This is a genomic window from Nitrosomonas sp. (assembly GCF_040256045.1).
Lineage (GTDB): Bacteria > Pseudomonadota > Gammaproteobacteria > Burkholderiales > Nitrosomonadaceae > Nitrosomonas.
In genome coordinates this window covers 1-18,820 of sequence record NZ_JBDZWD010000050.1, presented here as the reverse complement: position 1 = coordinate 18,820, position 18,820 = coordinate 1, and the positions used below count along the sequence as shown (strand labels likewise).

General features: G+C 51.7%; 16 protein-coding genes, 3 tRNA genes and 1 pseudogene. 9 read left to right on the top strand and 11 right to left on the bottom strand.

The features are described from left to right. Positions 1-110: 110 nt before the first annotated feature. The 11 genes from ABUL11_RS09235 to ABUL11_RS09185 all read right to left on the bottom strand — a co-directional run bounded on the left by ABUL11_RS09235 (position 111) and on the right by ABUL11_RS09185 (position 6,789). Positions 111-185 (bottom strand) — tRNA-Thr (locus ABUL11_RS09235). A 26-nt stretch (positions 186-211) separates the two neighbouring features. Further along, positions 212-285: transfer RNA gene (locus ABUL11_RS09230), tRNA-Gly, on the bottom strand. Positions 286-393: 108 nt separating this feature from the next. Further along, a tRNA-Tyr gene (locus ABUL11_RS09225) sits at positions 394-478 on the bottom strand. A 105-nt stretch (positions 479-583) separates the two neighbouring features. Then, complete coding sequence (zwf, locus tag ABUL11_RS09220; protein WP_350283563.1) at positions 584-2,074, bottom strand: glucose-6-phosphate dehydrogenase; 1,491 nt, start codon at positions 2,072-2,074, stop codon at positions 584-586. Further along, entirely contained in the window at positions 2,074-2,985 is a 912-nt protein-coding gene (gene gnd / locus ABUL11_RS09215; RefSeq protein ID WP_350283562.1) for a phosphogluconate dehydrogenase (NAD(+)-dependent, decarboxylating), read from the bottom strand. Before gnd ends, zwf begins: the two co-directional genes overlap by 1 nt. A gap of 78 nt (positions 2,986-3,063) precedes the next feature. After that, positions 3,064-4,146, bottom strand: a complete 1,083-nt coding sequence (locus ABUL11_RS09210; protein WP_350283561.1) for an ADP-ribosylglycohydrolase family protein — start codon at positions 4,144-4,146, stop codon at positions 3,064-3,066. A 116-nt stretch (positions 4,147-4,262) separates the two neighbouring features. Continuing rightward, complete coding sequence (locus ABUL11_RS09205; RefSeq protein ID WP_350283560.1) at positions 4,263-4,565, bottom strand: DUF167 domain-containing protein; 303 nt, start codon at positions 4,563-4,565, stop codon at positions 4,263-4,265. Then, positions 4,565-5,125: a YggT family protein gene (locus ABUL11_RS09200; protein ID WP_350283559.1), complete on the bottom strand. Its 561-nt coding sequence runs from the start codon at positions 5,123-5,125 to the stop codon at positions 4,565-4,567. Before ABUL11_RS09200 ends, ABUL11_RS09205 begins: the two co-directional genes overlap by 1 nt. 57 nt (positions 5,126-5,182) lie before the next feature. Next, positions 5,183-5,995: a pyrroline-5-carboxylate reductase gene (gene proC, locus ABUL11_RS09195; protein ID WP_350283558.1), complete on the bottom strand. Its 813-nt coding sequence runs from the start codon at positions 5,993-5,995 to the stop codon at positions 5,183-5,185. A 76-nt stretch (positions 5,996-6,071) separates the two neighbouring features. Further along, on the bottom strand, positions 6,072-6,263 hold the full coding sequence (locus tag ABUL11_RS09190; protein WP_350283565.1) for a DUF2905 domain-containing protein: 192 nt from the start codon (positions 6,261-6,263) through the stop codon (positions 6,072-6,074). Between the two features lie 64 nt (positions 6,264-6,327). Further along, on the bottom strand, positions 6,328-6,789 hold the full coding sequence (locus ABUL11_RS09185) for a DUF5658 family protein (RefSeq protein ID WP_350283557.1): 462 nt from the start codon (positions 6,787-6,789) through the stop codon (positions 6,328-6,330). A gap of 268 nt (positions 6,790-7,057) precedes the next feature. Between ABUL11_RS09185 and rpmH the strand changes: the two genes are divergently transcribed. The 9 genes and pseudogenes from rpmH (at position 7,058) to ABUL11_RS09140 (ending at position 18,684) form a co-directional block, all read left to right on the top strand. Then, positions 7,058-7,192 (top strand): 50S ribosomal protein L34, encoded by a 135-nt coding sequence (gene rpmH, locus ABUL11_RS09180; protein WP_350283556.1) that lies wholly within the window; start codon positions 7,058-7,060, stop codon positions 7,190-7,192. A 42-nt stretch (positions 7,193-7,234) separates the two neighbouring features. After that, complete coding sequence (gene rnpA, locus ABUL11_RS09175; protein ID WP_350283555.1) at positions 7,235-7,594, top strand: ribonuclease P protein component; 360 nt, start codon at positions 7,235-7,237, stop codon at positions 7,592-7,594. Next, the gene (gene yidD / locus ABUL11_RS09170) at positions 7,591-7,800 is read left to right on the top strand and encodes a membrane protein insertion efficiency factor YidD (RefSeq protein ID WP_350283554.1); all 210 of its coding nucleotides are present in this window, start codon (positions 7,591-7,593) and stop codon (positions 7,798-7,800) included. The genes rnpA and yidD overlap by 4 nt, the downstream gene beginning before the upstream one ends. Before the next feature lie 93 nt (positions 7,801-7,893). Then, on the top strand, positions 7,894-9,738 hold the full coding sequence (yidC, locus tag ABUL11_RS09165) for a membrane protein insertase YidC (protein WP_350283553.1): 1,845 nt from the start codon (positions 7,894-7,896) through the stop codon (positions 9,736-9,738). 58 nt (positions 9,739-9,796) lie between these two features. Continuing rightward, entirely contained in the window at positions 9,797-11,152 is a 1,356-nt protein-coding gene (mnmE, locus tag ABUL11_RS09160) for a tRNA uridine-5-carboxymethylaminomethyl(34) synthesis GTPase MnmE (protein WP_350283564.1), read from the top strand. 208 nt (positions 11,153-11,360) lie between these two features. Then, positions 11,361-13,751 (top strand): EcoAI/FtnUII family type I restriction enzme subunit R, encoded by a 2,391-nt coding sequence (hsdR, locus tag ABUL11_RS09155; RefSeq protein ID WP_350283552.1) that lies wholly within the window; start codon positions 11,361-11,363, stop codon positions 13,749-13,751. A 25-nt stretch (positions 13,752-13,776) separates the two neighbouring features. After that, positions 13,777-15,255: a type I restriction-modification system subunit M gene (locus ABUL11_RS09150; protein ID WP_350283551.1), complete on the top strand. Its 1,479-nt coding sequence runs from the start codon at positions 13,777-13,779 to the stop codon at positions 15,253-15,255. Then, positions 15,252-16,292: pseudogene (locus ABUL11_RS09145) on the top strand (PDDEXK nuclease domain-containing protein). Before ABUL11_RS09150 ends, ABUL11_RS09145 begins: the two are co-directional and overlap by 4 nt. Then, positions 16,285-18,684 (top strand): restriction endonuclease subunit S, encoded by a 2,400-nt coding sequence (locus ABUL11_RS09140; protein WP_350283550.1) that lies wholly within the window; start codon positions 16,285-16,287, stop codon positions 18,682-18,684. Before ABUL11_RS09145 ends, ABUL11_RS09140 begins: the two are co-directional and overlap by 8 nt. Positions 18,685-18,820 lie beyond the last annotated feature (136 nt).

The following is an 18,820-nucleotide window of genomic DNA, read 5'->3' as shown; positions in this document are numbered from 1 at the left end:
TTCCCACATTCACATGCGGCTTCACCCGCTCAAATTTACTCTTCGCCATTACGTCTGTTCCCTTTTATTAACACTTACATCAGCAACCTATTAAATCTGGCCAGCTTACCTGGTGCCCATGGCCAGGATTGAACTGGCGACCTCTCCCTTACCAAGGGAGTGCTCTACCACTGAGCTACATGGGCAAATAGAACGCCTTTTCACCGCGACGTGGAGCGGGTGAAGGGAATCGAACCCTCGTCGTAAGCTTGGAAGGCTTCTGCTCTACCATTGAGCTACACCCGCTTATACCCGACTACCTACCTCATTGCCCAAGATAAACAGTCACACCATCCGCAGCAGCCAAACGCCAACGTTGGCACCTCGCGCATTTCTAATTTTAATTATCACAGCTGGTGGAGGGGGAAGGATTCGAACCTTCGAAGGCAGAGCCGTCAGATTTACAGTCTGATCCCTTTGACCGCTCGGGAACCCCTCCAAAATAGCAGGGCATTATGAACGTTTAGCCAGATCAAGTCAATGCCAATAAATTCCGCCTTTTGACCAAGCACATAATTAATTTCCACTATTATCGCAGAAGTCGCTAAAGCTTATTGCGCCAGGTCTGGTCGTCGTGGTCGAACAAACGATTGGCCTCCACCGGTCCCCAACTGCCAGCGGGATAAGTTGGGATATATTCACGCTCTATCACCCAATGTTTCAGAATCGGATCGATTACTTGCCATGCCCATTCGACTTCATCAAAACGGATGAAAAGTGAACGATCGCCTTCAATGACATCGAGTAGCAATGCTTCATAAGCATCCAGTGATTGTTCATCAGTTTTAAGAAAACTTGCATTCATCTGCATCACCCGAGTATTCATATCGAGACCGGGTTGTTTAACATGAATTTCCATGTGCATCGACTCTTCAGGCTGAATCGAAAGCAACACCCAATTTGGCGCAATCCATTCTAATGGTGTTTCACGGAAAAGTTGTTGAGGAGGATGCTTGAAACGAATCGCGATCATCGAATTCTGTTTAGGCAGGCGCTTACCTGTGCGCAAATAAAACGGCACTCCTCTCCACCGCCAATTATCAATGTAGAATTTGACTGCAATAAAAGTTTCAGTAATCGAATCCCGTTCGACATTATCTTCCTGCTGATAACCTGCCACCACCTGCCCATCGATATTACCGTGAGTATATTGAGCACGCACAGCATGGGCATGTATCGCGCGCTTGGCAATGGGACGAATCGAACGCAGTACTTTGACCTTTTCGTCACGCAAAGCATCTGCCTCAAGAGCAGGTGGCGGCTCCATGGCAACTACGGTCAGCAACTGCATCAAATGATTCTGCAACATATCACGCAACGCACCAGCACGATCATAATACCCGGCACGTTTTTCAATACCACCCGATTCCGCCACCGTAATTTGTACATGATCAATGAAATTACGATTCCACAGTGGCTCGATTAATGTATTAGCAAACCGAAAAACGAGCAGATTCTGTACGGTTTCCTTGCCAAGAAAATGATCGATACGATAAATCTGCTCTTCATCAAAATGCTGATGTAATAAACGATTCAGCACCTGTGCCGATTCAAGATCCTCTCCAAACGGTTTTTCAATCACCACACGATTCATTCCCCGCGGCTCATTGAGGCCGGCAGCCTTGAGATTCCTGATCACCGCAACAAAATCAGCAGGCCTGATCGCAAGATAAAATACCGTGCGAGAGCAAGCCGACCCAGGTGCCAGACCGGCAGCTAACACACGATAGGATTCGATATCGTTAAGATCTCCCTGCTGATAGCGAAAGCGTGCCAGAAAACGCTCCAGCACTCCCTCCACGGAAGATTGGCTGATCTTACTCTCCAGTATTTCACGCAAATGTTCGAGCCAATTATCAATTGTCCATTCGCGGCGCGAGAAGGCAACAATGGAAAAATTATCTGCCAGACGATTAGCATTTTCCAACTCAAATAATGCAGGCAGCAACTTATTTGAGGCAAGATCTCCGGTCGCACCGAAAATAACAAACAGGCAGGGCAGTTTTTCAGTCTGGCTCATTTTTGCGTCGTTCATCACTCACCCTTTTTGATGTCATGGCCGCCAAAACCATGACGCATCTTGGCAAGCACTTTAGCTACATAATCATTTTTGCCCTGCGTGGTAAAACGCATCATCAGTGAAAGCATGATTACCGGAACAGGAATGCCCTGCTCAATGGAAGCAAGTGCCGTCCAGCGACCTTCACCCGAATCCGCTACAAAAGGAGCAATATCATCAAGCACCTGATCTTCAGCCAGAAAATCAGCAGACAAATCAAGTAACCACGAGCGCACCACGCTGCCGTGTCGCCATAATTCAGCAATCTCAGCAAGATCGAGATTGAACCCGGATTTGTCTTTCATCAGTGCAAACCCCTCGGCAAAAGCTTGCATCATGCCGTACTCGATCCCGTTATGGATCATTTTCACATAATGCCCTGAACCAACCGGTCCGGTATGCAACCAACCAGTCTCTGGGGTCGGTGCCAATACTTCCAGATAAGATTTCAAACGTACAGCCGCTGTATCTGATCCACCAAACATGATGCAGTAACCGTTTTCCAATCCCCATATTCCTCCGGAAACCCCGGCATCGGCAAATTCGATGCCCCGTTCTGCACAGCGTGCTGCACGTGGCATATCATCCTGATAATGGGCATTTGCACCATCCACGATCAGATCACCCGGAGACAGTAATGGTAATAGCGTGGAAAGCGCCGTTTCAGTCACATCACCTGCCGGCAGCATCAGCCATATAATCCGTGGTTTTTCAAGCACAGTAACCAGATCGGCGTAATCCCGGCAAGGGACGTGCCCCGTTTCCTTCACCAATACCTCGGTTACATCAAAACTGCGGTTCATCACTGCAATTTTTTTGCCTTGCCTGGCAAGGCGGCGCGCCATGTTACCCCCCATGCGCCCTAAACCCACTATACCGAATTCCATACTTTTCCCCTTCAATAGAGATGACCAGAAAGAAATCTGATCAATCAGGGATTCCTGATGATCATTCCGGATGCAATCTCAGACCGGATTCACACTGGCAGCAAGTTCCACAGCCAGCTTGCCCAGCACTGCCGAATCATCGAGTCCGTCGAGAAAATACTGTGGAATCCCGGATAAACCGGTTTGTGCACCTGCAAGCGCCCCGGTCAGCATGGCACGCGCCTGGTTCTGCCCCCCACCATTGATCGCATGAAGGACGGCTGATTCAAAATTATCATGAAACCTTGCTGCCAGATAATAAGCAGCTGGTAACTGATGATAAATTGCACATGGCATCCCATAGACCATGGATACCTTCCATGCCGGCTCAATACGGATTTCAGAATCTACGGCTGCCGCAGCCATGTAAGAAGGTGTAAGCAACGCATCGGGGGAAGCAAAACGACCTGCACGCGGTGGATCCGGATCACCAAGGCGCGGTGGTTGCAGATCATTGCCAGTTACAGCATGGAACGGCAGGGCACCACTTTTTACAAGGCTCATGAGTTTTCCCGATAAACTGATATCAAGCACATGCCCCTGCACCAGCAAACCCAGCACCGCACCGTATGCAACCGTCATCGAAACGATTGTTTCATCTGTCTGAGTAAGCGTCGTATCAGCTGAAACCGCTGCAGCAAGCTGCCCCGGCTGGTATGCATAACGAACAGCGATTGCAAGTGTACGCTCTACCGCCTCGGTCGTATCCGCATGGCCGCCAGTCTGCCCCCAGGGCAGTTTTTGCTGCACACGCCGCCGCCACGTTTCACGAATCGACTGACTGGTATAGCCACCAGGACCATTGACCGGCGTACCATCCAGTAACGGGAACAGCTCTTCATCCATGCGACGGCAGAAATCTTCGGTATCGTAACCGCCACATTCGACCAGTGAACGAACCATCAGCTTCAAAATGAAACCAGACTGCGATAACTGCCCTGCTTTCAACCCGGCATGATATCGATCTGGCTTGGGGTCAGTGTAATCGGTAATCCAGTCGCCATAATCTCGACGAAGTTCGGAAAGATCATAATACCAGTGCGGGCCCAATCCCAAGGCATCCCCGATGAATGCTCCCATGATGGCTCCTGCAGCACGGTCTTGTATATTTTTATCTGACATGAATAAATAACCTCCTGTTTTACACTCTAAAAAAACAAATTCGGTAAACTCGGAGTACCATCGGAGCAAATTTGAAAACACCAAATCTTACCGGCAGTATCATCAGACACGACCGGTTATTCAGCTTTCATTTCACTGAATAACACCTCGGGCCCATTAGAAGGCTGGCAGACTTCAACAACTTTATGACGCGATTGCTCACCGCGCTTCAGCGTAATGTTTTTCCGGGGAACATTAAAGCGTTTCGCCAGAAATTCCATTAACGCACGATTCGCTTTTCCGTCCCTAGGAAGAGCTGCCAGTTTTATTCTCAGCTCTTCTCCGCAAATGCCAACTGCTTCAGTCTGTCTGGCACCTGGCTGAACGTAAAGTTTCAATACCAAGAGACTGCGATCGTTGCCAAAGCTATACCAGCTCATTAAAACATGTGAATGATCTGGCGCTGCAAATTCTCCACGACCATCATAAGTACCTGCAACAGAATAAAGGCAAATATCGGAGAAAGATCGAAGTTGGCTATGGGAGGAATATACCGGCGTATCGGCCCCAAAACAGGGCCGGTAAAACTTTCCAACACGGGTGCAAGTGGAGTATTTGGACTAATCCATGACAATACAGCCTGTACAATGATCGCAATTAGCAGGATATTAAGTGTCATGCTGGCAAGTTTAACCAGCGCCAGCAAAGCAAATGCGAACATACTACTTCCCGCACCGAAACCTCCCAGCAGATTGATGCTCACCAGGATGATAAATTGGGCGAGCCAAGCCAACACAAAGGTAGAAAGATCAAGACCTCGCCAACTGGGTATCACCCGACGCGCCGGTCTGACAACAAAATCCGTTACTGCTACCAGAAATCTCGTAAATGGATGATAGTAAGGTACACGAGACCACTGCACATAAAATCTCAGTAACAATGCCAGTGAAAACAGGCTAAGTAAGGTATCCAGCAAAAATATCATTATTTGATTGGGCATGGCTTTTCCGTTGAAAGTTATGGTTATTGCTGAATCATGGCCCGATTACAGGCTGGATTATGTACGTCCGAATATTTCGCCCATTTGTCGAGAACGATCACAGGCAGCATGCATAGCACGAATAAACGCACTTCTGATATCGGCTTGTTCCATGCTGAGTAAAGCTTGTTCAGTCGTTCCACCTTGCGAGGTCACTTTCATCCGCAACGTTGCAAGTGTGTCATTACTTTGTGCGGCAAGATGTGTGGCACCCAGGAATGTCTGTATTGCAAGCTGTTTTGCTGTATCTGCTGTCAGCCCCAACTGTGTCCCGGCTTCCTGCATAGCCTCCAGAAAATAGAAAACATAAGCCGGGCCACTGCCAGACAAGGCCGTAACTGCATCCAGTTGTGTTTCTTCATCCACCCAGATTACTGTACCGATTGCCTCCAGAATCGTAGCAGCCTGTTCCTTCTGCCGTCTATCGACCAGAGGTAACGCATATAAACTGGTGACACCTTTTCCGATCAAAGCAGGTGTATTGGGCATGGCACGAATGATAAATTCATGCCGGTTCAGCCACTGGCTCAGATCACTTGTGCGAACTCCCGCTGCAATCGAAATAACAAGTTTATCCTGCAGAAATTGTGCAGCCTGATTAGCCACACCATGTAACTGCTGCGGCTTTACGGCAAGAATAACGATCTCACTGCCATGGGTTCCATCAGGTATCGATGCCGTGACCGTGACACCATACGCTTCGGCAAGTTGCTGTCGTCGCAGCGCATCGGTTTCCACTGCACAGATGTGTGAAGATGCACTTCCATGGTGTATCAGGCCGCCAATCATGGCGCCAGCCATGTTTCCACCACCAATAAAAGTAATTTTCATGAATGACTCTGATTTATATAAATAAATGGCAACAGCGAGACTGAACACACTGGGCAGATAGTGCGGTTACCGGAGATCACTTTTTGAACAGAGTGATTATCACACTCAATACGATGCTCACAACAAGCATGGACGTGATAGGAATAAATATCTTGCTATGCCGGGTTTCAATTCGAATATCACCTGGCAACTTTCCAAACCAGTTAAGCAGCCAGGGTGCAAAGTGTAATACTGCACCAATAACAAGCAGTACAGCACCTCCTATCATCAACCAACGTGTAATCTGTTCCATTCAGCCAGCGAAAAAACTCAGAACATATTTCTGGAAATTATCAGACACCGATAATACGCAACAGTACCAGTTCATAACCAATCAGACAGGCATACCCGGTTGAGATCACATAAAGTAGATGTCGACACCGAAATCTGCCATAGATCTCCACTTCATGGTGGATGGTCAGAATAATTGCCGCCAGAGAGGTAAGCGCCAGTTTGAAATAAATGAATTTTTGCGTACTTTCTTCAATCAGCACTGCCATGAAATAGTTGAGTTCCGTACCACCATCAGACAAAATATTGATCGTCAGAAAAGCATCAGTTGCGCTGAATATTACGATGGCAAGACAACAAACTACCAAAGGCCAAGTATACTTATCGACATAAGCCGCACCTTTACCAGAACGCCTCCGAGTAACCCGCCGTCCCTGTTTAATTCCCAACTGGTAGGGACAAACAAAAGAAATTTCAGCTCGTCTTTCCTGTAATCGCTGATCTATCATCAATTGGCTCGCCATAACTCACTCTCCTTGGGGTATAAAACCCAATTCATTTTTCGGGGAACTGATCTGATGCTTTGCCTCATTTATACAAAACTAAGTGTAAAGCCACCCGTTCAGTAGCGCAACACGCCAATTAAAAACACGTATAGCGCAATCTTTTCGGATTGGGCTATAATGTTCGGCCCAAAAAGGCCAGGTTAATAATTGATAAGTAGATAATTCAGAATTTTTTACTGACTTCACTTAGTTTCTTTACTGCAAGTACAAACAGATATCATTAAAAATGAAACGTACCTACCAACCATCCGTCATCAGCAGAAAACGTACCCATGGATTTCGTATACGCATGAAAACACGCGGCGGCAGAGCAATTATTCGTGCGCGTCGGGCAAAAGGACGAACCAAGCTTAGCGTGTAATCATAATAAATAAGTCCGGGCCCGCTGTCCGGACTGTATTTTTTGGCAACCAGACAAATTTGCACGCTACCCAGGCAGTGCAGGCTGCGAAAGGCTGATGAGTTTCGCGCCGTGCTGCGTAACCGGATCGTGTTTGAAAGTCTCTCGCTACGATTGTATGTAAAGCCCGTCGATTTTAACCATGCGCGTATCGGTCTGATCGTGGCAAAAAAGATCGAACGAAAATCTGTCAGGAGAAATCGTATCAAACGTCTGATCAGAGAAGCGTTCCGCAGGCACCGGCTAATGCTCAAGGATCTGGATTGTGTCATGCAGCTGCGGCATCCTGTTGAACTGTTAGATTCGACCCGTATCTACCAGGAAGCTGTAATGCTTTTCAACAAAGCGGCCAGACAATTATGAAGCAACTGATCATCGGTCTCATCAAACTCTACCGGTATAGTATCGGGCTCTTGATTCCGCCCTCTTGCAGATTTTATCCAACCTGTTCGAATTATATGCATGAAGCACTGATAAAACACGGTCTCATCAAGGGGTTATGGCTGGGTATGAAACGAATATTGCGCTGCCACCCATGGAATCAGGGGGGATATGATCCTGTCCCCTAGAAAGAGTGGATAATGCACTTCCACCAATTACCAGATTCATCAGTCATTTAATATTTTGTATTAAAACTTTCTGCTTTTCCGAGTCCCCAAAAAATGGACAATAAAAAAATCGTACTGCTTATCATTTTTTCGACATCACTACTGTTTTTATGGGATGCATGGATAAAGGAGCAGGAAAAGTTCAACAATCCTCCTGCCATTACCCAGGCTGATCCTTCAACCGCACCGACACAATCCAAGAGTGACAACAGCCTCCCTGTTCCTGGCAGCGAACTGACATCATCCCAAACGGGCTCAGATGCGGATGGCATACCTGCGAGTGGTGATAATGTAGATTCAGTTACTCCACGCCTCCTGCCATCAGGAGAACAGATACGCGTCGTCACCGACAAGGTCATTGCAGAAATCGATACGATCGGGGGCGATTTACGGCGTCTGGAATTGCTGCAACAACCTTCATCGGAAGATAAAGATACACCTTATGCTCTGCTGTACAGCGAAGCTGCACGCACCTATATTGCACAATCCGGTCTGGTCGGAGAGGGTCTGCCCAACCATAAAACAACTTTCCAAGCAGAGTCGGATATACGGAGCTACGATCTGTCCGCGGGTGAGGATAAAATCGTTGTTCGCCTGCTGGCACCCGAAGCTCAAGGTGTTCAGGTCGTCAAAACCTATACTTTCCATCGTGACAGTTATGTGATCGATGTCGGTTTTGAAGTGGAAAACAAAGGTGACACTACAGTTCGTCCGTTCGCCTACTTCCAGATGCTGCGTGACGGCAATCCACCACCCGCCAAGACCATGATGATTCCCACGTTCCTGGGAGCAGCCGTTTACACTGAAGAAGGTAAATATCAGAAAATTCCTTTTTCCGATCTGGACAAGAATAAGGCAGATTATCCAGCCAATGCGAACAATGGCTGGATCGCCATGCTGGAACATTATTTCCTGACCGCCTGGCTGCCACAACAGCAGACCCCACGCGAATTTTTTGCCAAACGGCAGAGCGACAATCTCTACAGTGCCGGGGTGATTGTACCTGCCGGTATCATCGCGCCTGGTGAAACTGCAGCCACCACCATGCCATTTTATGCAGGCCCCGAAGAGCAGGACAATCTGGAAGGACTGGCTCCCGGTCTGGATCTCACGGTTGATTACGGTTGGCTGACAATGATTGCCAAACCCTTATTCCGCCTGCTTTCGTTCTATCATTCATGGACGGATAACTGGGGGGTAGCAATCATCCTGTTGACCATGACCGTCAAACTTCTGTTCTTCCCGCTATCTGCCGCCGGCTATCGATCCATGGCCAAGTTGCGCCTGGTAACACCCAAACTGAAGCGTATTCAGGATCAATATAAAGGTGATCGGCAGCGTATGCACCAGGCCATGATGGAATTCTACCGAGAGGAAAAAATCAACCCGATGGGAGGATGTTTTCCTATACTGGTGCAAATTCCGGTTTTCATTGCTCTGTACTGGACAATTCTTGCAGCAGTAGAGCTGCGTTATGCTCCTTTGGCGCTCTGGATCGATGACTTATCCTCCCCAGATCCCCTCTACATGCTGCCGCTGCTGATGGGTATTTCCATGTTTGTGCAGACCAAGCTTAACCCGACTCCAACAGATCCGCTCCAGGCAAAAATAATGCAAATTATGCCTGTTGCCTTCAGCGCCATTTTCTTCTTCTTCCCGGCTGGGCTGGTTCTGTATTCTCTGGTCAATAATGTTCTGTCTATTGCACAGCAATGGAAGATTACAAAAATGTACGGGACTGCTCCCAGCAAGGACACGCCTGAACCACCGGTCAGCAAACAGGTAAACAGTTCAGAGAATCCTGAAACAGCTGCCGACAGTCCGGCTGAGAGCCCTAAACAACCCAAAGCACCGGCCAATAATCCCAGGAAAATGTACAAAAGAACGAGAAAGAAATAGATATTTATCGTTTTAATCGCTCTTTGTCCTTTTGGATCAAAAAGCCCTGCCCTCTCTGGTGACAAGTAATGACACCATCGCAGCAATTGCCACGCCCCCCGGTCGTGGCGGCATAGGTATAGTCCGGATTTCCGGAATAAATCTGAAACCGCTTGCCCGGGAAATCCTGGGCAAGCTTCCCGACCCGCGTCATGCCGGGTTATTCAGCTTCTTTGACCAGAATAGTCAGATCATCGATCAGGGAATCGCACTTTACTTTCCTTCTCCCCATTCCTACACCGGCGAAGAAGTGCTTGAACTGCAGGGACATGGCGGCCCCGCCGTCATGAATCTGCTACTGGATCGCTGCCTTCAGCTAGGCGCCCGCCTGGCGGAACCGGGTGAATTTACACTACGAGCCTTCCTCAACGATAAACTCGATCTCGCACAAGCTGAAGGCGTAGCTGATCTGATCGCAGCCAGTACCACCAATGCCGCGCGCTGTGCAGTACGCTCGTTGCACGGAGAATTCTCATCAACAATCCACCAGCTCGTCAGTGCACTGATCGATCTGCGTGTACTGGTCGAAGCAACACTCGATTTTCCGGAAGAAGAAATCGACTTTCTCCAGTCAGCTCATGCCGCAGAACAACTGGCGATGATTCGAGCCAAACTGGAACAGGTGCTGGCTGCATCCCGCCAGGGCAATCTGCTGCAGGAAGGTATCAAAGTCGTACTGGCCGGTCAGCCCAACGTAGGCAAATCCAGCCTGCTCAACCGTCTTGCCGGCGACGAGGTTGCCATTGTCACTGATATTCCTGGTACGACAAGAGACACTGTCCGGCAATCGATCGAAATCGAAGGAATTCCACTGCATCTGATTGATACCGCAGGGCTGAGAGAAACCAGCGACATTGTTGAGCAACACGGAATTGCCCGCACCTACGCCGCAATCGAACAGGCTGATCTGGTATTGTTACTGGTGGACAGCCGCCACGGTGTAACAGAAGAAGATCGCTCCGTGCTGACGCGCCTGCCGGAACGGTTGCCGGTACTGACCGTCCATAACAAAATCGATCTGTCAGCCCAGCCTCCCCGCCTGGAAGAAAACACATCCGGACCAACCATTTACCTTTCAGCCAGAAATGGGGAAGGAATGGAACTGCTACGGGCTGCACTGCTCAAAACTGCCGGCTGGCAGGCCAACATTGCCGGAGAAGGCGCCTACATGGCTCGCCAGCGCCATCTGCAAGCATTGCTACAGGCAAAAGAACTGCTGGAAAGAGCAGCCGCCTGGCTGCACCGTGCAGATCAGCTGGAAATACTGGCCGAAGAATTACGCCTCGCACAACAAGCCCTATCCTCCATCACTGGCGAATTTACCAGTGATGATCTGCTAGGTGAGATTTTTTCCAATTTTTGCATCGGAAAGTGAAGCAAGATCCGGAAATATCTACTAATGTCTTCTAACATGCCGCTATTAAGTTTGTGATCATGAAGCTGTATCGTCGTGTTCGGGACGTCCAGCCGGCCGCACTGACGATCGAATTTTTGGTTGTGCTGGATTTAGTACCGTGAATATAGGGGATAACATTGCTGCGAGGGTTGCAAGGGGAAAAGTAACATGGAAGGAACCATACCCTATGAATAAGCAGACGCTCAGCGAACGCGACATCTGCACCAAGTTCATCACACCGGCTCTGGAAAAGGCCGGATGGGACGTTCTAACGCAGGTACACGAAGAGTTCCTGCTGACCAAGGGGCGCATCATCGTGCGCGGCAAACTGCACACACGTGGTCAGCACAAGCGCGCCGACTATGTGCTGTTCCACAAGCCCAACCTGCCCATTGCCGTCATCGAAGCCAAGGACAACAAGCATGCCATCGGCTCGGGCATGCAACAGGCCCTCGGCTATGCAGAAATGCTGCAAGTGCCTTTCGTATTCAGCAGCAATGGAGATGGCTTCCTGTTCCACAACAGGATCGCCAAGGACGGTGTTATCGAGCGCGAACTGAGCCTGGACGAGTTCCCCAGTGCCGATACGCTGTGGCAATGGTGGGCAGAGCATCAGAGCCTGAGCACGCAGCAACAGGCCCCGGTGGCCCAGGACTACTACAGCGACGGCAGCAACAAGACGCCTCGCTACTACCAGTTACTTGCCATCAACAAGACCATTGAGGCGATTGCCAAAGAGCAGAAGCGCATTCTGCTGGTGATGGCCACGGGCACAGGCAAGACCTATACCGCCTTCCAGATCATCTGGCGGTTGTGGAAGTCGCGTGCCAAGAAACGCATCCTGTTCCTGGCGGACCGCAACATCCTGGTCGATCAGACCATGACCAACGACTTCAAGCCGTTCGGCGCTGCGATGACCAAGATCCAGAAGCGCCAGGCCAACAAGTCCTATGAAATCTACCTGTCGCTTTACCAGGCCGTCACCGGTAACGAAGAAGAACGGAACATCTACAAGCAGTTCAGCCCGGAATTCTTCGATCTGATCGTGATCGACGAATGCCACCGGGGCAGCGCCGCCGAAGATTCGGCCTGGCGCGAGATCCTGACGTATTTCCATTCCGCCACACAGATCGGCCTGACCGCTACGCCCAAGGAAACCAGGGACGTATCCAACATCGACTACTTCGGCGAGCCCATTTACACCTACTCGCTACGCCAGGGCATCGATGATGGCTTTCTCGCACCCTACAAGGTAGTGCGCATCGACCTGGACAAAGATCTGACCGGCTGGCGTCCCGACAAGGGCATGCTCGACAAGCACGGCAACGAGATCGAAGACCGTATCTACAACCAGCGTGATTTTGACAAGACGCTGGTGCTGGAACAGCGCACGCAAGTGGTGGCGCGCAAGATCAGTGAATACCTGAAGGCCAGCAACCGCTTCGACAAGACTATCGTCTTCTGCGACAACATCGACCATGCCGAACGCATGCGCCAGGCGCTGGTCAACGAAAACGCCGACCTGGTGGCGCAGAACCACCGCTATGTCGTTCGCATCACCGGCGACAACGAAGAGGGCAAGATGGAGTTGGACAACTTCATCTTCCCGGAAAGCAAATACCCCGTCATCGCGACCACTTCCAAGCTGATGACCACGGGCGTCGATGCCCAGACCTGCAAGCTCATCGTGCTGGATCAGCGCATCCAGTCCATGACTGAATTCAAGCAGATCATCGGTCGCGGAACGCGCATCAGCGAGGACTTCGACAAGTACTGGTTCACCATCCTCGATTTCAAGAAAGCGACCGAACTGTTCGCCGATCCGGCTTTCGATGGCGATCCCGTACAAATTTATGAGCCAGGCCCTGGCGAGCCACCGCTGCCTCCAGATGAAGAAGATGGGGAGGCGTCACCTGACGATGAATTCACCTATCCCACGCCGGACGACAACCCCACGTCTCCTGGCGGCGTAGCTGAACCCCTACCAGGTGAGGAGGGCAGCAACGTGCGCCGTTACGTTGTCGCCAATGTCGAGGTCAAGGTGGTGGCCGAACGGGTGCAGTACTTCGACGCCAACGGCAAACTGATCACCGAGTCTCTGAAGGACTACACCCGCAACACCCTGGCCAAGGAGTTCGCGTCGCTCGACGATTTCCTGCGCCATTGGAGCAAGGCCGAGAAGAAGCAGGCCATCATCGACGAGCTGGCCCATCAAGGGATCTTCTTCGAGGCTTTGGCCGACGAGGTGGACAAGCAATCCGGCAAGGATTTCGACCCTTTCGATCTGCTGTGCCACGTTGCCTGGGATCAACCCCCACTCACGCGCAAGGAGCGGGCCGAGCAGGTCAAGAAGCGCCATTACTTCGCCAAGTACGGCGAGCAGGCGCAGAAGGTGCTCGAAGCCCTGCTCGACAAGTATGCCGACGAAGGCGTGGCCGCCATTGAGGAAACGCAAATCCTCGCCATCGCCCCCTTTAACCGCCTGGGCACACCGATCGAACTGGTGCGTGCCTTTGGCGGCAAGACCCAATACCAACAGGCCGTGGGCGAGCTCGAGCAAGAGCTCTACCGCGCCTGACCAGAACTAGACCCGGGAAGTATTCATGTCACTTGCAACTCTCATCAAAGCCATCCAGGACATCATGCGCAAGGATGTCGGCGTCGATGGCGACGCCCAGCGCATCAGCCAGATCTGCTGGTTGTTGTTCCTGAAAATCTTCGACGACAAGGAACAGGAGTGGGAACTGACCCAGTCCAGCTACCGTTCGCCGCTGCAAAGCCGCTTTCGCTGGAGCAACTGGGCCAAGGATCCGGAAGGCATGACCGGCGAAGAGCTGATCGACTTCGTCAACAACGATCTCTTCCCGTCCTTGAAACAGCTTGCCACCAAGGCGGGCGTGTCCGCGCAAGGCCGGGTGATCGGCTCGGTGTTCGAGGATGCCTACAACTACATGAAGTCCGGCACGCTGCTGCGCCAGGTGATCAACACCATCGAAGAAGACGTGGATTTCAACTCGTCCAGCGACCGGCACTTGTTCAACGACATCTACGAGAAAATCCTCGCCGACCTGCAGTCGGCTGGCAACGCGGGCGAGTACTACACCCCGCGCGCGGTTACGCAGTTCATGGTCGATATCCTCGACCCGAAACTCGGCGAAAGCATTCTCGACCCGGCCTGCGGTACGGGCGGCTTCCTGACCTGCGCCATCGAGCACCTCAGGAAGCAGGTCAAGACGCCAGATGACAACCGGCTGCTGCAAGAGAACATCCATGGCGTCGAGAAGAAGCCCCTGCCGCACATGCTGGCCATGACCAACATGATGCTGCACGGCATCGACGTGCCTACCCGCATCCGCCACGACAACACGCTTTCCCGCCCCTTCAAGGACTATGGCCCACGCGACCGGGTGGACATCATCATCACCAACCCACCCTTCGGTGGCATGGAAGAGGATGGCATCGAGAAGAACTTCCTCGCCAAGCACCAAACCCGTGAGACCGCCGATCTGTTCATGGCGTTGATCATGCACCTGCTCAGGCACGACGTCGGCCGCGCCGCCGTCGTGCTGCCGGATGGATTCCTGTTCGGCGAGGGGGTGAAAACCACGCTCAAGCGCGAACTGCTGGAAGAATTCAACCTGCACACCATCGTGCGCCTACCCAAAGGCGTGTTCGCCCCCTACACCAGCATCGCCACCAACATCCTGTTCTTCGAGAAGGGCGTCCCCACAAAGGACGTATGGTTCTTCGAGCACCCCTACCCGGCAGGCTACAAGAGCTATTCCCGCTCCAAGCCGTTGACCATTGAGGAATTCGATCTTGAGAAAACCTGGTGGGGCGGCCCGCAGCGTAAGGGACGCAAGACTACCGAGCATGCCTGGAAGGTCTCGGCCAAGGATCTGGCTGCTCGCAACTACAACCTGGACTGCAAGAACCCGCACGAGGTGGTTGTTGAACTGGGTGATCCGGACGAACTGATGGCCGAATACCAGGACATCACCCGCCAGTTGCAGGCCGCTCAACAAGAGCTGAAAACCGAACTGCTGGCCGCACTCAAGGCCACCCGCGGGGGAGCGGAATGAGCGACAAGCCCGTCTCCCTCGTTCCAGCGCCGGAAGGCTACGCCAACTGGTTGGGCGAGCTGAAGAACCGCATCCACAGTGCCCAGCAGCGGGCCGCGCTGGCCGTCAACCGCGAGCTGGTACAGCTCTACTGGCAGATCGGCCGTGACATCCTGCAGCGGCAGGCCGAGCAAGGATGGGGGGCCAAGGTCATCGAGCGTCTGGCACACGACCTCAGGGCAGCCTTTCCCGAGATGAAGGGTTTTTCCCGCGCCAACCTGATGTACATGCGTTCCTTCGCCGAAGCCTGGCCGGACGCGGCAATTGTCCAACAAGCTGTTGGACAATTGCCCTGGGGCCACAACCTGGTGTTGCTGGCCAGGCTGAAGCAGCCAGAACAACGCCTGGCCTATGCCCAGCGCGCCGTGGAACACGGCTGGTCGCGCGCCACACTGGAAATCCATATCGAATCCCGCCTGCTGGAGCGGGAAGGCCAGGCGATCACCAACTTCGCCGACCGTCTCCCCGCGCCGGGAACCGATCTGGCTCGGCAAGCCCTCAAAGATCCCTACCTGTTCGACTTCCTAGATGTCGGCCAGGAAGCTAACGAACGGGAAATCGAGTCAGCGCTGGTCAAGCACATCACCCAGTTCCTGCTGGAACTGGGGGCGGGCTTCGCCTTCGTCGGTCGCTAGGTTCATCTGGAAGTGGGCGGTGACGACTTCTACATCGACCTGCTGTTCTACCACCTCAAGCTGCGCTGCTACGTGGTCATCGAGCTGAAAGCTGAGAAATTCAAGCCGGAACACCTCGGCCAATTGAGCTTCTACCTTACTGCCGTGGATATGCAGGTCAAGGCCGAACAGGACAACCCCACCATCGGCCTGTTGCTGTGCAAGAGCAAGAACACCGTGGTGGCCGAATACGCATTGCGCGACAAGACCCAGCCTATCGGCGTGGCGGAATACCAATTGATCGAATCCCTGCCTGAAGAACTGCAAACCAGCCTGCCCAGCATCGAACAGATCGAACGCGAACTGGGGGGCGAGCATGAATAAGCACACCGCCGAACTGCTGGAAAAGCACTTCGACACTGCCTTTGCTGCACCCGAGGGCATCAAGAAACTGCGCGAGCTGATCCTGACGCTGGCCATGCAGGGCAAGCTGGTGCCGCAGGATCCGAACGAGCAGCCTGCTAGCGAACTGCTGCAAGAGATCGAAGCCGAGAAACAGCGGCTGGTGAAGGAAGCCAAGATCAAGAAGCCCAAGCCATCACTGCCGGTGACGGAAGAGGAAAAGCCGTATGCATTACCGCAGGAATGGGAGTGGGTGAGGCTCGGGGCGATCGCTTCGTATATCCAGCGAGGAAAGGGGCCAAGCTACGTAGATTTTTCGACCCACAGAGTCATATCGCAGAAGTGCGTGCGCTGGTATGGCCTTGACCTAGAACCGGCTCGATATATAGATCCAGAATCATTGGAGAAGTATGAGCCCCTACGTTTTCTGCAAGGGGGTGATTTACTTTGGAATTCCACTGGCACCGGAACGATCGGTCGGGCCTGCCTTGTTCCATATGATCTGAATAGCACAGAGCTTGTGGCAGACTCACACGTCACTATTGTTCGCGCTCTAAGTATTAATAATCAATTCCTCTGGCGTTGGATTCAGAGCCCGTGGGTTCAAGCGGGCATCGAAACCTCTGCCTCGGGCACCACCAATCAGATTGAGCTCAATACATCTACTGTCATAAATCACTTAATTCCTTTACCGCCTCTAGCAGAGCAAAAACGAATCGTCGCCAAAATCGACGAACTGATGGCGCGTTGCGATGAACTGGAAAAACTGCGTACTTCACAGCAGGAAGCGCGCTTAACCGTTCATGCCACAGCCATCAAGCAACTGCTGAACATCGCCGAACCCGACCAGCACCAGCGCGCCCAGGCCTTCCTTGCCGAACACTTCAGCGAGCTCTACGCCGTCAAGGAAAACGTTGCCGAACTGCGCAAGACCATCCTGCAACTGGCTGTGATGGGCAAACTCGTCCCGCAAAACTCGGACGAGCAGCCCGCCAGCGAACTGCTGAAAGAGATCGAAGCCGAGAAGCAGCGGCTAGTGAAGGAAGGCAAGATCAAGAAGCCCAAGCCAACACCTTCAATCGCTCAAGCAGGCGAGCCATTTCCTGTTCCTGATAATTGGCGGTGGGTGAGGATTGCCGAGCTTGCGGAGTCCGTAGACTACGGAACATCACAGAAAACTTGTGATGATTCCTCACTTGTTCCTGTTTATCGAATGGGAAATATTTCAAATGGTCGATTGATAAACGAAGGATTTAAGTATATTTCGCCAAAAATCGACGAGCTGCCTCGCCTTTTTCTTCAGCCAAACGATATTCTTTTTAACCGCACGAACAGCTATGAGCTGGTTGGAAAGTCGGCGCTATACACGGGTCATACCGAGAAGGCGACATTTGCATCGTATCTAATAAGGATCAGACTCTTTGACGCGTTATTGAGTCCTGTTTTCATAAGCTTAGCCATGAATGCCCCCTATTTCAGATCAACTCAAATCGAACCTGAAATTGTTCAGCAGTGTGGGCAAGCGAATTTTAACGGCACAAAGCTTTCCCTTTGTGTTGTTCCTCTTCCACCACTCGCAGAACAACATCGCATTGTCACCCGCATCGATCAATTGATGGCTTTATGCGACTCACTAGAACAGCAGATCAACGCGACCACTGACAAACAAACCGAATTGCTAAGCAATCTGATTCGTGCGCAATCGCAAGGCAACACAGCGAAAGAACCTCACCAAGCATCGCTTTCAACAGCCCAAGTCATTGACTTGGCTACCTACCGAGCCAACATCGGCTGCTATGCATTCAGCAAACTCGCCAACACCCAATACTTCGGTCGAACCGCTGCTGCCAAGGTAATGTACCTGGCGCAAGCGCATATCGGTCTGGATCTGGATCTGAAACCCGAGCGTGAAGCTGCCGGGCCACTGGATATCTGGATTTACGATTTTGAGCAGCAAGGTCAAGGCAAACGCTGGTTCGAGGTCAATGAAAAGACCTTGGCCAACGGCAGGAAAAAGACGGAGTACCGCTGCTTGTCGGCATTGTCGGAGCCCGTGGCCAAAGCCGAAGTTCTGATGACGCCCGGCCAGAAGACTGAATTTGACCGCCTGATCTACGCCCTGGCAGACAAGAAGACCGAAGAGGTCGAAATCATCGCCACGCTTTTCGCCGTCTGGAACGATTTTCTGATCGACGGTGTTCAACCGACGGATGCGCAGATCATCTCCGATGTTCGCGAAAACTGGCACGAACGCAAGGCACGCTTCACCCCAACCGAGCTTGGGCGATGGCTTGATTGGCTACGCAAAGAAAACGTCATTCCTCGAGGACTACCACCGAGAACTGTGCAGCAATCAAGATTAGATCTCGATTAGCGATTTCTTTTGTCCAGCAACAATTGGCGTCCATGTTATTTAACCTGAGTTCGGGATAAGAAAAGAGGAAGTGAGCGCCCGCCTTTTTGCGTAAGATTATGTTTCTAAAAACAAATCAATCGCATCCGGGAGGCGC